We start from the raw sequence: 14,513 nt of genomic DNA on the forward strand, positions 1-14,513 counted from the left end.
AAATACCATAAGCGCAGCAAGGCTGTGCGTTGGTATTTTCTGAAGTGACTTCAAGGCTGGTGTTCGAACTCAACCTGCTTGGTCGTTCAACTTTTCTGAAAGGACATCCCCTCACCCTTCCGAACTCAACTAGAGAGTACAACAATCACATCTTTTATCGTAGAAATAATTGTTAACAAATATTAATAAGGAGGACTCATTTATGGCAAATACCAATCGCGTTGTTGTTGTCACTGGTGGCGGGTCAGGAATTGGCCTAGCTATCGCTAAAAGCTTTGCAGAGAACGGTGACAAGGTCGCTATTCTCGGTCGGACCAAGGAAAAATTAGACAAGGCTGCTGAAGGACATGAAAATCTTTATGGCTTCCCTTGTGACATCCAAGTTGAAGACGAAGTCAAAGCAACCACCGAAGCTATCGCCAAAGAACTCGGTGACATTGATGTCTTAGTCAATAATGCCGGTTTACAAAGAATTCATTCCGTGGAAGACTTCCCACTTTCTGACTGGGACCAAGTGATCGGTACCATCTTAACCGGTACCTTCCTCATGACCAAGTACTCCCTCCCCTACATGACTAAAAATGAATGGGGTCGGGTCATTACGATTTCTTCTGGTCATGGTCGTCGTCCAGATAAATACAAGTCAGCTTATGTGGCGGCTAAACACGGTCAAATCGGTTTCACCAATACCGTAGCTATGGAATATGCCCAAGCTGGCGTGACCGCTAACTCCATCCTACCAGGTGCTACCAATACTGACTTAATCCAAAATCAATTAGGTGACCTGGCTGAAAAAGATGGCACTTCCAAACAAGAAGCGCTAGAAACCCATATCTTAGGGGCTCAATGGATGAAAGAACTCATTGAACCAGAAGAAATTGGTGCACTAGCGGTCTTCTTAGCTTCTGACGGTGCCGCTAAGATTACCGGCGAAGCAATCGGAATCACCGGTGGCGAATAGAATAAAACTGCTGATAAACCAGCAAAAAAGCCGACGTTCACGAAGAGCGTCGGCTTTTCTATTTCCCAATAGGTCAGCTACATCAGTTGGTGACAATTTATGCTATCCTTTATAAGGTGGCAACTGCCCTAGAATGGGGGTGTTTATCATGATTAAGGAAATCTGTACTCTCATCGTTGCCCCACTTTTAGTGGGAATAGTTATTGAACTATTCAAACGATACCTTGATCGGACGGACAACGATGATTAGTTGCCACAAGGACACACGCTCAGGCCCGCATGAGTGAAAAAAAGAGCCAGGAAGTCGCACCTTCCTGGCTCTTGTGTTTACCACGGCGGATATCTGTACTCTTCCGCATTTATATTATAACATGAGTCCACACTTCTGTCAGTTTAATGGCTGAAGATCTTAGACAATAAATTTCCCTAAAGGATGGCTATTTCTTCATATAAGCTTTAATCCCAAAATGAACAAGCGCAAAGACAAAGTAGGCGATTGTTGCTCCAAAGTTATAGAAATCAATGTCCAAAAATAGATTGAGTAGTAAGGTTAGCAGGAATACTCCACCCATAACGGTTAGTGTCTCATTAAGTGCTTTATTCATAAAAATCCTTCTTTCCGATAATGATGTCACTGATCACTTTCGAGTATAGGTAATTTCTGATTAAGAACTCTTTCCATTTTCAGCCTAACAAGTATTTAAATAGCATACAAACAATTAGCTCATATAAATAACAAAAAAACAATTTAATTAAAAGATTATTAAGGTATGTAAAAAACAGCCATCCCACGCCCATGGGATGGCTGTTATGCTTTTTAAAGCGGGAAATTTCGCCCTTCCGCACTTTTATGATGCCATAAATTAACCTGTTTTCAAACTATTTTTCTTCCCAGTGGTCGATGAAGTCATAGAGTTCACTTTCCCGTTGGTAGATGATTAAGGACACCACCATAACTAAGCCCAGGAGAATGAAGCCAAGAGCCAGGAGGATGGGCAGGTAGGCAGAAAGGCGGGGTTGCCCGATGAGGAGAATGCCCATGGCAAAAGTCGCTAGCGACAGCACAATCCCGCTCACCGGAATATCCCAGTGATCAGTATGGATGCGGTAAAATTGCCAAACCCGGATCAGACTTAGGCCAATCATCCACACCCCCACTTGAATAGGCAGGAAGCGGCCGCCAAAATAAATGCCCGCTCCTGAGAGAATAAAGGCTAAAAGTGCCGCCAACAAGTAAGTCCCCCGTAAGCGCGACCCAGGCTGGGTCCAAAAGTAACGCAGGTCCCAGAGTCCCGAAATAAAGATAATTAAGAGGAAAAAACCTGCTAGAAAGCTTAAGTCATAACTGGGTTTGATCAGAAGAACCAAGCCCGAAAAGATTAAGGCGCCCCCAACCAAGACGCTCACCCAGGGTTGGTCATGGTGCCAGGCACTCACTTGTTGAAGGACTTCATTCTTGATGGATTGGGGATAATAAGTGTCCTCACTAGTCTGACGTCTACGCTTCAAGGCCCGCCCAATCAATACCAAGTCATTCAAGGTCGACATCAGAAAGCGCTGGGTCGACCGGTCTAAAGACTTGCCTTCCCGGTACAAATTACCAATAAAGCCAGAGAAGTCTTTGTCAATATCTTTAAAACTATCGATACCGGTTTGGTTTAAAAGTTCAAAGACTAGGAAGAAGAAGCGTTCAATATTTTCTTGCCCCTGCCATAGCATCCAGACATTCATAGTGGCTTGGGCCAACTGACTGGTAGGAGTGGTGCTTTGAACCTGCTCAAAGTGAGTATCTTCTACTTCCCACATCTCCATCAGGTGCTGCATGAGGGAAATCCCCGAACTTCTCACCACCACGGGCTTAACCGCCGCATAGAGAATGATCCCAATCAGGGAATCCTCGGGCACATATTCATGGATCCGCCCTTGAATCCGGTGAAAGTTTTCCTGGGCTAGAGTTTCACGGTGAATACCAGGCGAATCAAAGGCGTACACCGCGCTCAGGCGGTCTTGGTAAGCTTTGTCTTGTTGAATAGAAGCAACAATAGCCAAGTTACCGCCTTTGGAATGACCGGAAACAATGATGGTTTGCTCAGGGTCAGTCGGATAATCGAGCACCTGACGCAGGTAGTCCGTGGCTGACTTTTGTGAGGGCATGGCTTTTTGGTAGGCCAGTTTGAAATTCTCCCGCCAACCAACTAAGTGATCGTCAGTTCCTCGAAAGGCAATGATCTTAAAGTGATCAGGCACTTCCACCACCAAGGCCGCAAATTGAAGTACCGCCTCCCGGTTCAACTGGGAATCAAAGCCATAGAGACGGACGTCTTGAAAGCGCTGGCTGTCCACCATGGCTTCCAAAAGCTCATAGCGGCCGTCCATGATCCACTGCCACAAACCTTGAAAAGAATAGTCTTGGTCCTTTAAAGCCTGGTAGAGGGTGGACAAACCCCAATAGTCCTCTCCACTCAAATCACTCGGCAAAAGCCCAGCGATAGGCAGATTACTCAACTCCGTTAAAGCCGCAATATCCACCTCATTGAGCGCCAAATCGGAAAAGGACTGGTCCTTATGAGCCTTGAGATAATCAACAATCCGCATCACTACCCTCCTCACAGTTTATACTTAACCCTATTATAGAGAATCCAGCTAGAAAAACAAAAAAACAACCCACTGTCTGAGTGGGTTGTAAAGGAAAAAAACAAAAATGAAAGGATGATGCAATCTCTCGATTGCTTCGCATCTATTGTAACACGATCTCCTAACATATGTAAGGGCTTACATATACTTTTTTGAAATTTTTCCCATAACTATTTACTTATTTATAACTTTCCTCAAACGATCAGTCTATTTCTGCTTTTGGTAGACCTTAACCTTTAGATAATCGCTCTCAGAACTAAGAGGCGGTACTGGAAAATCATCAGGCAGGTGGAAACTTTCTACTAAGTTAATCTGATGCCCACCAGCCTTGGCTCCCTGGTTAATATCCGCCTGGAAGGCTTTGGGCGAATAGTTGGCCGCATTGGTGGAACAGATCAGATACCCACCCGGGCTGAGGATCTCCAGGGCATCGTGGACCAGTTGGGGGTATTGTTCCGTCACCTTGAAGATCTGCTTACCATTACGAGCAAAACTGGGCGGGTCCATCACGATCACATCATAGGTCAGGCCATGGCGCTTAGCATAGGCAAAATAATCAAAGGTATCCATAACATAAACCTTATGATTATCTCCTAGGTCGATCCCATTGGCTGCAAACTGTTCGGCAGTGAGTTCCTTGGTCCGGTTGGCCAGGTCCACTGAAGTAGTTGACACGGCCCCACCCATAGCAGCCGCCAGAGAAAAGGCTCCGGTATAGGAAAAAGTGTTGAGCACCCGTTTTCCCAAGGCTAATCTTGACATCAGGTAATCGCGGACCAGTCTCTGGTCTAGGAAGATCCCGGTCATCCAGCCGTCTGCCAGCCGGGTCACATAATTGATCCCGTTCTCCTTAATCATTACCGGTTGGTCTGTTGCTCGGCCCCAGAGTCTTTCATTTTTATGAGGGACGGCTTGGCTCTTGAAGCGGTTTTTCCCTTCCATGGCAATGGCTTCAGGATAGACTGCCTTTAAGGCTTCATTAATGGCTGCTTTGTTCTGATAAATTCCTAGAGAATACCATTGCAGGAGCAAGTAGCCGGCATAATAATCCACCGTCAAGCCCCCTAAACCATCGCCCTCCCCGTTAAAGACCCGGAAGGCCGTGGTCAAGTCATCGTGGAAGAGCCCCTGGCGCTTGTCCTTGGCGCTTTGGAAGAGATCTTGGAAGAAGTCTTGCCCCCACTTGGTCTGGCGGTCATAGCTATAGATCCAACCGATACCCTTGTTTTGTCGGGCCAGGTAGGCTAAGGCAAGAAAGTCGCCGGCTTGGTCTTGGACTTGGACCAGGTCGCCCTCTTCAAAGTGGGGCGGCTTGACGAAGTCCTGTTCTTTTAATAATAAGCGTCCCGCGCGAGCCGCTTGACTGGCGCGTTTCTTCAGAGTGAGTGTTCGCATACTTTACCTGCTTTCATGTTTCATTAGGAAGAAATGTTTAAAGTCATAGGCAAAATGGCCAATCACCACGCCCATACTGTTAAAAATCACGTCATCAATATGGCCAAGGCCCGTCCCCAGGAAGAGCTGGCCACATTCAATCATAAAGGAAAAGCCCATCCCCATAAGGAGGACCCGGAAGAAACTCCGTTGTCCGCGGAAGAAATAGGCCAGCAACCAGCCAAAGGGAATAAACCACAAGACATTGCCAAAAAAGTTATACCAATAGGAAAAACTGGAATCCCCATAGGCCAGTTTAATGGTATCCACCAAGGGCAACCAATGGAAGTCCTTTAAAGAGACACCAGGGACCAGGGATAAACGCCACCACTGCCAGTCGTAACGCAAGACCGTGAGGTGAAGGAGGAGGACCAAGTAGATAAAGAAGGTTAAGACGTGGCCGTACTTGGACCAATCGACCTGCCACTGGGGTTGGCGGCGCTTTTTAAGATAGGCGATTAAGACGGAAATAGCGATAAAAATTAAAACATAGAGGATGGTTTTATCCAGGGAAAAAACTAAGAGGCGGATCAGGGGAAAATGATTCACCCGGTCCGCCAATAAGTAAGCGAGTAAGTGATAAAGGGGGCCGAGAAAAATCATCGAGAAATCCACTCCCCACTAATCCAGCTATTTTGCTTGACCGCTAGGCTTTTATAGGGGTCAAGCAAACAGCTTATCTTTATCAGTATCGCTTTTAGCATCCTAGCTGGATAGGAATAGGTAGACATGAAGAAGGTCTCCTTCTGGTTAATTTTTTTGAACGCCCCCTGGCACGTCCCGCTTGAGGATCTAGCTGGGATCAGTTGGGTCAGAGGCGTCGTCACTTGTTTGCGAGTCACTGGTCGTCGACTCTTGCTTTTTATTTTTAGCCTTGATTTGACTTTCAGGCGGGAAACGCAGGGTAAACTGGGTGCCCTTATCCACTTCGCTAGTCACCCGGATATCGGCTTGGTGGACTTTCATAAGTTGCTTCACAATGGATAAACCAAGGCCGGATTCCCCATAAGCTGAAGCCTTACGTGACTGGTCGACCTTATAGAAGCGTTCCCAAATATTGGCTAATTCGCTCTCGGTCATCCCGATCCCGGTGTCGCGCACGCGAATGGTGGTCCACTGGTCTTCGCCGAGGGCAGCATCGATGGTGATGGTGCCGGATTCAGTAAATTGAATGGCATTGTGGACCAGGTTAAAAATAATTTGCCGGAAGCGGTCCATATCGGCATAAACCGTTAAATCATCGGGACAATGCAAGACAATCCGGTCGTCCTTCTTATCGGTCAGTTCCTTAGCCTGGATCACCAGTTCTTCTAGAACCGACTTAACGGGAAAAGTCACCCGGTTAAGGACAATTTCATGGGCCCGGATTTTCTCATAGTCCAAGTTATCGTTAACTAAACGGATCAAGCGCTGGGTTTCCTTGTGCAAGAGCTCCAAGCTCCGTTCTTCCTTGTCCTTGGGGAAGATATGGTAGCGCAAGCCCTCCAAGAGGCCGTTCATGGTAGTGAGCGGGGTCCGCAATTCGTGGGCGATATCCATAATCAATTGATGGCGCATACTTTCTTGGCGCTCGATCTCTACTTCCGATTCGGCGAGGGAAGCCGTCATATCGTTGAAGTCATCAGCCAAGTCATCTAACTCATCGCGGTGGGCGGAAGGGATTTGCAGATAATGGCCTTGGGTTACCGAGCGCGTAGCCTGACGCAGGCGGTTGATCCGCGAAGTTTGGTAGCGGGCCATCATAATGGCGAGGATCACCGCGGCTACCACCGAAATCGCCACACCTTGAAAGATATTGGCCTTTAACTTGTTAATGGTTTGGCGAATCCCACCCGCGGCCTGGCCAATCACCAAATAACCCGAGTAGTCGCCCGAATCGCCGTCTTCTAAGGGGACGGCAATGGCATAGGCATCGGGACTATCCCCTGTAAAGCCCAGGTCGAAGTCAAACAAGCCTAAGCGGCCCTTTTCTTTCATGAAAACAATGTCATCTTGGGGCAAGCCTTGTTCCGCATAGTCGCCATTATCCTTGTCAGTGAGGGACTGGGGATAAATGCGTTGGTTATCCGCGTTATACCAGAAAATCTTAATCTGAAAGGAATCTTCAAACCAATTCTGGGCCTCTTCTAGCATCTCGCGAGACACTTGCCGGCCTTGGATTTCGGAATAGACGGTCTCCAAATCATCAAAGACCTGTTGGTAGATCTGACTCTCCGTGTAACGAAAAAAGGTAAAGGAGAGTCCACACACCGTCACCAAGACCAAAATCGCAAAGGAAGCTAATTGTTGGTATAAGTAACGCAAGTTTACTTCTCCCCACTTTCATCATACTTATAGCCCACACCCCAGACGGTTCGAATGGCTTGGGGGCCGTTCTTTTCCATCTTTTGGCGGAGCTTTTTGATGTGGGCATCCACCGTCCGCTCATCCCCGTAGAAGGGATCTTCCCACAAACTGGTCAAGAGGTGGTCGCGGGTGAAGACCTGCTTAGGGTGGGAAGCTAAGAGGGCCAAAATATCAAATTCCTTGGGCGTCAAATTCGCAATGGCTTGACCGTGGAAGGAAGCCTCCCGGGTATTGGGATCAATGGTTAAGTACTTGGTCTTAATCAGACTCTTCTCTTCTTGGTCTTGGCTTTCCCGGTTGTCATTAGCATCCCGCCGTCTCAGTAGCGCGTGCATCTTAGCCACTAGAGTTAAGGGACTAAAGGGCTTAGTAATATAATCATCCGCCCCCAATCCCAATCCCAAGACTTGGTCACTCTCACTATCCCGCGCTGTCAGCATAATAATAATCACATCTTGGTTGCTTTTGCGAATATCTTGGCAGATACTAATGCCATCCTTTGACGGCAGGTTGAGGTCTAAAATCACAATATCAATCTCATCTTCATGGGCCTTGAAGTAGTCGTACCCTTCTTGGCCATCATAGGAAAAATGACTCTCCCAACCCGCTTCTTGGTCAAGGAACATGGATAGCATTTCTGCCACACTGGTATTATCTTCAATCATCAAAATTTTCACGCCACAGCCCTCCTTTTTTCTCCTGCGCCTGTTAATAAGTCGTCGATGATGGTCACTGCTTCATCAGCAGGATCTATTCCCTACCTATTATAAGCAATTTTAGGAAAAATTTGTCAAAGAATGTAAAAGATAAATAATTCTTAAAGGAGAAAATGACCTCCCCTTTGCGGCTTAATAGGAAGAGAGGAGGTGAAGTGATGAACCAAGTCCAACTGATTGGCCGCTTAGCCCGAGAAATTGAAATGACCCAAACGGAAAGTAAACACCAAGTTCTAAACAATGCCCTCGCTGTCAACCGCTTTGTCGGAGGAGAGAAGCAGACCGATTTTATTCCTATTACCGCTTGGAATGCGACCGCCCAGCTGATTGATAAATACCTGGACAAGGGCGATGAAATTGGGATCGTGGGTAACTTACACATGAACCACTATACCAATAAAGACCAAGTGGAGGTTTACCAATTAGAAGTCATTGTCCGCGAAGTCTTCTTCTTACGCAAGAAACAAGGCGATAAGGCAATCCAAGATATTAATATTGAAGTAACCAAGGTTTAAAGCCAAAAATAGACAGCCAGCTGAGTCTTTAGAAAAGTCAGCTGGCTGTATTGATTTAATCATTCGTTTTAAATAAAAATCGTTTTCTTAACCAAATCGCTTAGTGAGCAGGTGGGCTACTTTTGAAATATTGAGTGTCAACAAGGGGTGAAGCCCTTTTTTACTTTAGCCGTCAACCGCTCGCCTAGCCTTTCATTCTTCACTTCCCTCAGCTTCCTTTTGGTAGTGCATATAAAGCAAAGGATAGGGCCTGCCCTCGGTATCCAAGGCAGTCCGACGATAAGGGACAAAGCCCATCTCTTGATAAAAACCAACCGCTTTGGGGTTCTGTTCATTCACGGTGAGCTGACTAATCCCATAGGAGGCGATCCCCTCCTCAAGCAAGGTCCGGCCCAGGCCTTGGCCCCAATAACTCGGATGAAGAAAGAGCATCTCCAGGTTTTCGGCAGCCATTCCCATAAAGCCAGCAATTTGTCCCGTATGGGCCTTGACCACCACTAAGTCGTCAACCGCTAGTAAAGCGCCTGGCAGCTCTGCTTTAATGGCCTCGATGGCAGCTTCCGAGAGAAAGTCATGACTGGCTCTTACCGACGCCTCCCAAATCGCCAGGAGCTCTGGAATATAGCCCTCCCTAAGTGTCACTTCACAGATTTGATATTGATTTGACATGGTTAAACTTCACCCTCCTGACTTAGACGTCCGACCATCTTCTGATATTCCAAACCCTGCCTAAAAATGTTTAGCGGCGTTTTCACCGGCAATCCGGCCAAAGTTAACGGCAAAGCCAAAAGTCCCGCCAGGAAGGTTGAGGTCATAGCTGTCCCCATAAATTCCGCCGGCATCGTTACCTGCGGCATACAAACCGGCAATGGGACGGTTTTCTGAAGAAACGACTTCAGCCTTTTCATTGATCTTAATCCCACCAAGAGTTCCTAGGAAGTGGTTAGCACAGCGAATGGCATAGAAGGGTCCTGCTTCAATTGGGGCCGCATATTTAGGATTTTTAGCAAAGAGATTATCTTGACGACCTTCTGAGATTTTATTGTAGTCAGCAATGGTTTGGCGGAGTTCTTCTTGGGGAAGCTGCAATTGCTCTGCCAAGTCTTCAATACTATCGGCAATAAAGACATCGCCATAGGCTTGACCCTGGCTTAATTCGTCATCGATTCCGACGAGTTTGGTCCCGGTTGGTACGAGAACCCCAACACCGATTTTAATGCCTTCCTCAACCATCTTCTCCTTAGTGGCTTGGTCAAAGACGGAGTACATGACACCATCTGGTTGGTTAGCCAGGGCATTGCCCGCAAAAGGCCAAAGTGACACAATTTCTTCATTACAGAAGCGGTCCCCTCTTTGATTTATCCACAAGTGGGGTTGCCGGGCTGCCGCATTAAGTAGGGAAGTTGAGGATTGACCGGGTACTCCTGGACGGTAAAGTTGGAGCACGCCAGTCCCTTCTTCACCAGCACCCACTTCCCAGGCCATGAGAATACCTTCCCCCGTTTTATTAGAATTGCCCACAGGATAGATGTTGGTCTGACCGGTATATTTCGCCATCATCTCAGCGTTATTGGCATAGCCACCGCTAGCAATAATGACGGCTGAACTGCGGAAAACCAGGTTTTTCTGACCCTGTTCGGCCTTGAGCCCAACCACCTGGTCCCCTTCCATAATCAGTTCCTTTCCTGCAGTGTCATAATAGCAGGCAATATCTCTGTCTTTAATAAGGGCTGACATTTTTTGGATATATCCTGCCCCATGGCCATCGAAAATGTGCCAGGTTCTTAGGCCACCAGGGTTATTGGTGGTCACTTTTTCAAAAGTGATCCCATGGTCTAATAACCAATTAATGGTGTCAGCGGACTTTTCCACAAAGGCCCGGGCAATGCGTGGATTCGCCCGCCAATGGGAATACTCCATAATAAAATTAAAGGCTTGGTCTTTAGTAATATCGATATAATCATTTTCCTGGAGGCGACTTTCTGCCGCAAAAATTCCCTCAGCAAAGTTGGCCGAGCCACCGAACTGGGCTTGTTTTTCCAAAATCGCCACTTTGGCGCCTGCTTCTTCTGCAGCCAAGGCAGCCGCTAAACCTGCTGCACCGCCACCGACAACCAGGACATCAGCGTCAATGACTTCAGTCGTAACCTTATCTGCTTGGACTGAAGTGATTTTTTGATAATCTTCCGGATCGAGCCCAGCTGCTTTTAAGGCGTCGGCTGTGGCATTAATAATGGCCTTACTGGAAACCGTGGCCCCTGACACCGTATCGACATGCAAAGACTGCTGGTCAATAATCCGTTGGGGAATGGTTTCATACACCTTGTCCGCCAAGTTGGCCGTTTCCTGCTGGTTTAAGACCTCAATACTCAAGAGACGGTCGTCCGCTAAAGCGACTTCCACCTCAATGTCTCCGTGCATACCCGCTGCTGTTCCGGTCCATTTTTCAACCATTGTGATACCCCTTTCTTTTCACATATATTAGCATAAATAAGTCGGTTTGTACCTTCTTGCACAAACTGCTGCTAGCCAAGGCAAATAAAAAAATCTTGGTAAGGTCTTCTTAGTCAACTGTGACTAAAAGGGAACTTACCAAGATTTTATATCAGCTTGTAGTAATAGAAATGAGCGCTTCTTGCGCTAGTCGCATCAAATCATAACCTGCTCCTAGCGCGAGGTGAGCTCCATTTCAGAAACACTTGGCAATCCTCTTTGAGGATTACCGGCGTACTTCTTCCAATGGTCTCCCCTCTTCTTTCGCTAGTCGCATCCTTCCATAACCTGCTCGCTGACAAAAGTGAACTCCGCTTCAGAAATATTCGGCAATCCTTTTCAAGGATTACCGAATATTTCTTCCAGCGTTTCACTTTTTGTCGTCAGCTCGCATCAAATGTTTTCCGCGTATTGGTTGAGTCTTCTGAGGCGGTGGTTGATGCCGGACTTGGAGACGGGGCCGGAGGGGAGGAGTTCGCCGAGTTCCTTAATGGTAGCCGATGGGTTATCGAGGCGGGCTTGGGCGACTTCCTGGAGTTTATCCGGTAATTTGTCGAGACCAATGGTGTTTTGAATGTGCTGAATGCTGCGGATTTGCTTGGCAGCGGCGTCAATGGTCTTATTCATATTGGCGTTTTCGCAGTTGACCATGCGGTTGACCGAATTGCGCATATCGCGAGTCACCCGAACATTTTCAAAGCGCAAAATAGCACTGGAAGCCCCCAAGAGTGCCAAGAAGTCAGAAATTTTCTCCGCTTCCTTGAGATAGGTGATGACCCCCTTGCGCCGGTTAGTAGTCCGGGCATTCATATGGTAGCGATTCATCAATTCTGCCAGCTGTTGGGCATGGCTTTCATGGTTGGAATAGATCTCCAGGTGGTAGGAGGAGGTTTCCGGATTATTGACCGATCCTCCTGCCAGAAAGGCTCCCCGTAAATACGCCCGCCGCGTGGGATCGTTATAAACAATCTCTGCCGGAGCCGTTTCTAAGATACTGGAATCGCCGAGAATGCCCAGTTGGTCTAAGAGCAGGTCAACGGCTTGTTTGATCCGGACGATATAGACATTATTCTTCTTTAACTTCATTTTCTTCCGGACCAGAATTTCCCCATGGACCTGGAAGTAAGTTTTTAAGAGGGTATAAATTCTCTGGGTAATGGCCGCATTTTCCGTTTGAATATTCAGTGAGAGTTCGCCTTCAACGATCTGCAAAGCACCGTTCATACGAATAATGGCGGATAGTTCTGCGCGCGCTTCCTCTTGGTCAAGCTCTAACTGGGTCAGTTCTTTCTTGACACTAGCTGCAAAAGAAACCACATGATCGCCTACTTTCTCTTCTTAATAACTAGTGTTGATGGTGGTCGCGGTATACTTGAATCAGGGCTTGGACTAACTTATCCTTGTCGTGGTAAACCCCAGAATCCTTGAGGTTTAAGAAATCCCAGCCGATAATCTCAGCCTCTTGGTCTTTCAAAGCTTGCCGGTCGTGGCTAACTTGGACTAAATAATCCAGGACTTCATTGTTTTCAATGTATTCATAAGGCACGGTGGTCCGGTTCAAGAGACAGGCATCCACATAGTGACCTTGTAAATGATCATTAATCACCCGTAAGTGGTCCGCATCGGAAAAGCCCTCTGTTTCCCCTAGCTGGGTCATGATATTACAGATATAAACCACCGTCGCTGAGGTTTCCTGGATGGCTTGGCGGATTTTTGGGATCACGATATTAGGTAAAATCGAGGTATAAAGGGAACCTGGGCCTAAAACCACCATATCGGCTTCCATGATGGCATCGACGACGCCCCGACCGGCTTTGACGCTTTGGTCAGGGCTTGCTTGGTTAGCTAAACGTACTGAGACTGATTGGATGGGACGTTTTTCTTCAACGATGGTGGTCTCCCCTTCAATCATATCGCCCTCTTGGTAGTGGGCTTGTAAGATGAGAGGTTCTTCACAGGCAGGCAGGACCCGGCCTTTTACATCCATGGTGACCGATAATAGTTTTAAGGCCGAATAGATACTGCCCCGCATTTCGGTGAGGGCGGCAATAATCAAATTACCAATAGCATGTCCCGAAAATTCCTGGTCTTCGGGGGCAAAGCGGTACTGAAAAACATCCTTATAGAGACTGTTAGAGTCCGACAAGGCGACCAGGCAGTTACGCAAGTCGCCTGGGGGGATGGTATTTAAGGCCGACCGCAATTTGCCCGAAGAGCCCCCGTCATCAGCGACGGTCACCACAGCGGTTAAGTCGCAGTTGGCGCTCTTCAAACCGGACAGGAGGATAGGCACGCCGGTTCCGCCACCAATCACGGTTATTTTAGGGTAATAGTTCCTTGACTCACTCATTGATTTCGCTCCGTTCCTTTGCGTTTGTTCTGGTCACGGTGACTGATATGGGTGGTGTAATTCGTTGTGTCCATGATATGTTGACCGATCCGGCGGGTCAAAGCCACTGACCGGTGTTGGCCCCCCGTGCAGCCAATGGCAATGGTCAAGCTGGCCTTTCCTTCGGCTTCATAGAGGGGCAGGGTAAAGTCTAAGAGGTCGACAAATTTTTGGTAGAAAATTTCGGTATCGTCCTGGTCCATCACATAGTTATAGACGGACTCGTCTTCTCCAGTTAAGGGACGCAATTCGTCAATATAGTGGGGGTTAGGCAGGAAGCGCACGTCCATAACGATATCAGCGTCAATAGGGATCCCATACTTAAAGCCAAAGGACATGACTTCAATAGTGAAACCTGAGGCATCAGAGACATGGAATTCCCGGATTAGGGCTGCCCGCAATTCTTTAGGGGTGATCGAAGTGGTATCAATAGTCAAGTGGGCGAGGGCCCGGACTGGACTCAACTCTTTTCTTTCCCGTTGGATCCCCTCTAAAATCGTCCCTCCCTTTTGCAGGGGATGGTTACGGCGACTTTCCTTATAGCGAGCCACCAAAGCCGCATCACTAGTATCTAGGTAGACCAATTGGGAATGAATCTTAGGGTTATTATCCAAGAGTTGGAGGGCATGGACAAATTCATCAAAGAATTCCCGTGACCGTAAGTCAATCACCAGACAGACTTGGTTGATATCTTTAGACTTCTTGATCAATTCGGAAAAAGTCGGTAAGAGAGAAGGCGGTAAGTTATCCACACAAAAGTAACCCATATCTTCAAAACTTTGCAAGGCAACCGTCTTCCCGGCCCCACTCATTCCCGTAATAATTACAATATTTAATTCACTATTTTCTGACATAATGTCTCCTTTTGTCTGAACACAGACCTAATCCTTCTCATTATAGCAAGCATCAATCGGGCCAGCAATTAAATAAATCCTAAAAAATCTATAGTGTGACAGTCACAGCAAAGGACGAAAGCGCTGGAGAAAACTGGAATAAACTCAGCGAGTCTTCCACAAGTCGGTCAA

At 47.2% G+C, this 14,513-nt stretch carries 14 protein-coding genes; 3 read left to right on the top strand and 11 right to left on the bottom strand.

Going from position 1 to position 14,513, the window contains the following annotated elements:
* The first annotated feature begins 202 nt into the window (after positions 1 to 202).
* On the top strand, positions 203 to 961 hold the full coding sequence (locus DBT49_RS08475) for an SDR family NAD(P)-dependent oxidoreductase (protein WP_070558698.1): 759 nt from the start codon (positions 203 to 205) through the stop codon (positions 959 to 961).
* 148 nt (positions 962 to 1,109) lie between these two features.
* On the top strand, positions 1,110 to 1,211 hold the full coding sequence (locus DBT49_RS08480; protein WP_111827386.1) for a type I toxin-antitoxin system Fst family toxin: 102 nt from the start codon (positions 1,110 to 1,112) through the stop codon (positions 1,209 to 1,211).
* A 187-nt stretch (positions 1,212 to 1,398) separates the two neighbouring features.
* Here DBT49_RS08480 and DBT49_RS08485 read toward each other — a convergent pair whose 3' ends face one another.
* The 6 genes from DBT49_RS08485 to DBT49_RS08510 form a co-directional block, all read right to left on the bottom strand.
* Positions 1,399 to 1,566 carry a hypothetical protein gene (locus DBT49_RS08485; protein ID WP_168163177.1) on the bottom strand — a complete coding sequence of 56 codons (168 nt, stop codon included), beginning with the start codon at positions 1,564 to 1,566 and terminating at the stop codon, positions 1,399 to 1,401.
* Between the two features lie 274 nt (positions 1,567 to 1,840).
* Positions 1,841 to 3,556, bottom strand: a complete 1,716-nt coding sequence (locus DBT49_RS08490) for an Mbeg1-like protein (protein WP_070558699.1) — start codon at positions 3,554 to 3,556, stop codon at positions 1,841 to 1,843.
* Positions 3,557 to 3,802: 246 nt separating this feature from the next.
* A complete protein-coding gene (locus DBT49_RS08495; RefSeq protein ID WP_070558700.1) occupies positions 3,803 to 4,990 on the bottom strand; it encodes a class I SAM-dependent rRNA methyltransferase in 1,188 nt (395 codons plus the stop codon).
* Positions 4,991 to 4,993: 3 nt separating this feature from the next.
* Positions 4,994 to 5,632, bottom strand: a complete 639-nt coding sequence (locus DBT49_RS08500; protein ID WP_070558701.1) for a VanZ family protein — start codon at positions 5,630 to 5,632, stop codon at positions 4,994 to 4,996.
* Positions 5,633 to 5,821: 189 nt separating this feature from the next.
* Positions 5,822 to 7,333 (bottom strand): sensor histidine kinase, encoded by a 1,512-nt coding sequence (locus tag DBT49_RS08505; RefSeq protein WP_101560571.1) that lies wholly within the window; start codon positions 7,331 to 7,333, stop codon positions 5,822 to 5,824.
* Between the two features lie 2 nt (positions 7,334 to 7,335).
* Entirely contained in the window at positions 7,336 to 8,052 is a 717-nt protein-coding gene (locus DBT49_RS08510; protein WP_013668862.1) for a response regulator transcription factor, read from the bottom strand.
* Positions 8,053 to 8,249: 197 nt separating this feature from the next.
* Between DBT49_RS08510 and DBT49_RS08515 the strand changes: the two genes are divergently transcribed.
* Positions 8,250 to 8,606 (top strand): single-stranded DNA-binding protein, encoded by a 357-nt coding sequence (locus DBT49_RS08515; RefSeq protein ID WP_070558703.1) that lies wholly within the window; start codon positions 8,250 to 8,252, stop codon positions 8,604 to 8,606.
* 192 nt (positions 8,607 to 8,798) lie between these two features.
* Here the strand turns inward: DBT49_RS08515 and DBT49_RS08520 are convergent, their stop codons facing one another.
* From DBT49_RS08520 to rapZ, 5 genes are all read right to left on the bottom strand, one after another.
* The gene (locus DBT49_RS08520; protein WP_070558704.1) at positions 8,799 to 9,275 is read right to left on the bottom strand and encodes a GNAT family N-acetyltransferase; all 477 of its coding nucleotides are present in this window, start codon (positions 9,273 to 9,275) and stop codon (positions 8,799 to 8,801) included.
* Between the two features lie 60 nt (positions 9,276 to 9,335).
* Positions 9,336 to 11,060 carry an FAD-dependent oxidoreductase gene (locus DBT49_RS08525; RefSeq protein WP_083300419.1) on the bottom strand — a complete coding sequence of 575 codons (1,725 nt, stop codon included), beginning with the start codon at positions 11,058 to 11,060 and terminating at the stop codon, positions 9,336 to 9,338.
* A 432-nt stretch (positions 11,061 to 11,492) separates the two neighbouring features.
* Positions 11,493 to 12,416 carry a DNA-binding protein WhiA gene (whiA, locus tag DBT49_RS08530; RefSeq protein WP_070558705.1) on the bottom strand — a complete coding sequence of 308 codons (924 nt, stop codon included), beginning with the start codon at positions 12,414 to 12,416 and terminating at the stop codon, positions 11,493 to 11,495.
* Between the two features lie 28 nt (positions 12,417 to 12,444).
* On the bottom strand, positions 12,445 to 13,449 hold the full coding sequence (locus tag DBT49_RS08535; RefSeq protein WP_070558706.1) for a gluconeogenesis factor YvcK family protein: 1,005 nt from the start codon (positions 13,447 to 13,449) through the stop codon (positions 12,445 to 12,447).
* Entirely contained in the window at positions 13,446 to 14,342 is an 897-nt protein-coding gene (gene rapZ / locus DBT49_RS08540) for an RNase adapter RapZ (RefSeq protein WP_070558707.1), read from the bottom strand. Before rapZ ends, DBT49_RS08535 begins: the two co-directional genes overlap by 4 nt.
* Positions 14,343 to 14,513 lie beyond the last annotated feature (171 nt).

Origin of the sequence: Aerococcus mictus (assembly GCF_003286595.3) — a bacterium.
In the GTDB taxonomy this organism is placed as follows: domain Bacteria; phylum Bacillota; class Bacilli; order Lactobacillales; family Aerococcaceae; genus Aerococcus; species Aerococcus mictus.

Excerpts from the sequence above, each read along its gene's own strand:
- DBT49_RS08475 (WP_070558698.1), top strand. The coding sequence starts at position 203 with ATGGCAAATACCAATCGCGTTGTTGTTGTCACTGGTGGCGGGTCAGGA.
- DBT49_RS08480 (WP_111827386.1), top strand. The coding sequence starts at position 1,110 with ATGATTAAGGAAATCTGTACTCTCATCGTTGCCCCACTTTTAGTGGGA.
- DBT49_RS08485 (WP_168163177.1), bottom strand. The coding sequence starts at position 1,566 with ATGAATAAAGCACTTAATGAGACACTAACCGTTATGGGTGGAGTATTC.
- DBT49_RS08490 (WP_070558699.1), bottom strand. The coding sequence starts at position 3,556 with ATGCGGATTGTTGATTATCTCAAGGCTCATAAGGACCAGTCCTTTTCC.
- DBT49_RS08495 (WP_070558700.1), bottom strand. The coding sequence starts at position 4,990 with ATGCGAACACTCACTCTGAAGAAACGCGCCAGTCAAGCGGCTCGCGCG.
- DBT49_RS08500 (WP_070558701.1), bottom strand. The coding sequence starts at position 5,632 with ATGATTTTTCTCGGCCCCCTTTATCACTTACTCGCTTACTTATTGGCG.
- DBT49_RS08515 (WP_070558703.1), top strand. The coding sequence starts at position 8,250 with ATGAACCAAGTCCAACTGATTGGCCGCTTAGCCCGAGAAATTGAAATG.
- DBT49_RS08520 (WP_070558704.1), bottom strand. The coding sequence starts at position 9,275 with ATGTCAAATCAATATCAAATCTGTGAAGTGACACTTAGGGAGGGCTAT.
- DBT49_RS08525 (WP_083300419.1), bottom strand. The coding sequence starts at position 11,060 with ATGGTTGAAAAATGGACCGGAACAGCAGCGGGTATGCACGGAGACATT.
- DBT49_RS08535 (WP_070558706.1), bottom strand. The coding sequence starts at position 13,449 with ATGAGTGAGTCAAGGAACTATTACCCTAAAATAACCGTGATTGGTGGC.
- rapZ (WP_070558707.1), bottom strand. The coding sequence starts at position 14,342 with ATGTCAGAAAATAGTGAATTAAATATTGTAATTATTACGGGAATGAGT.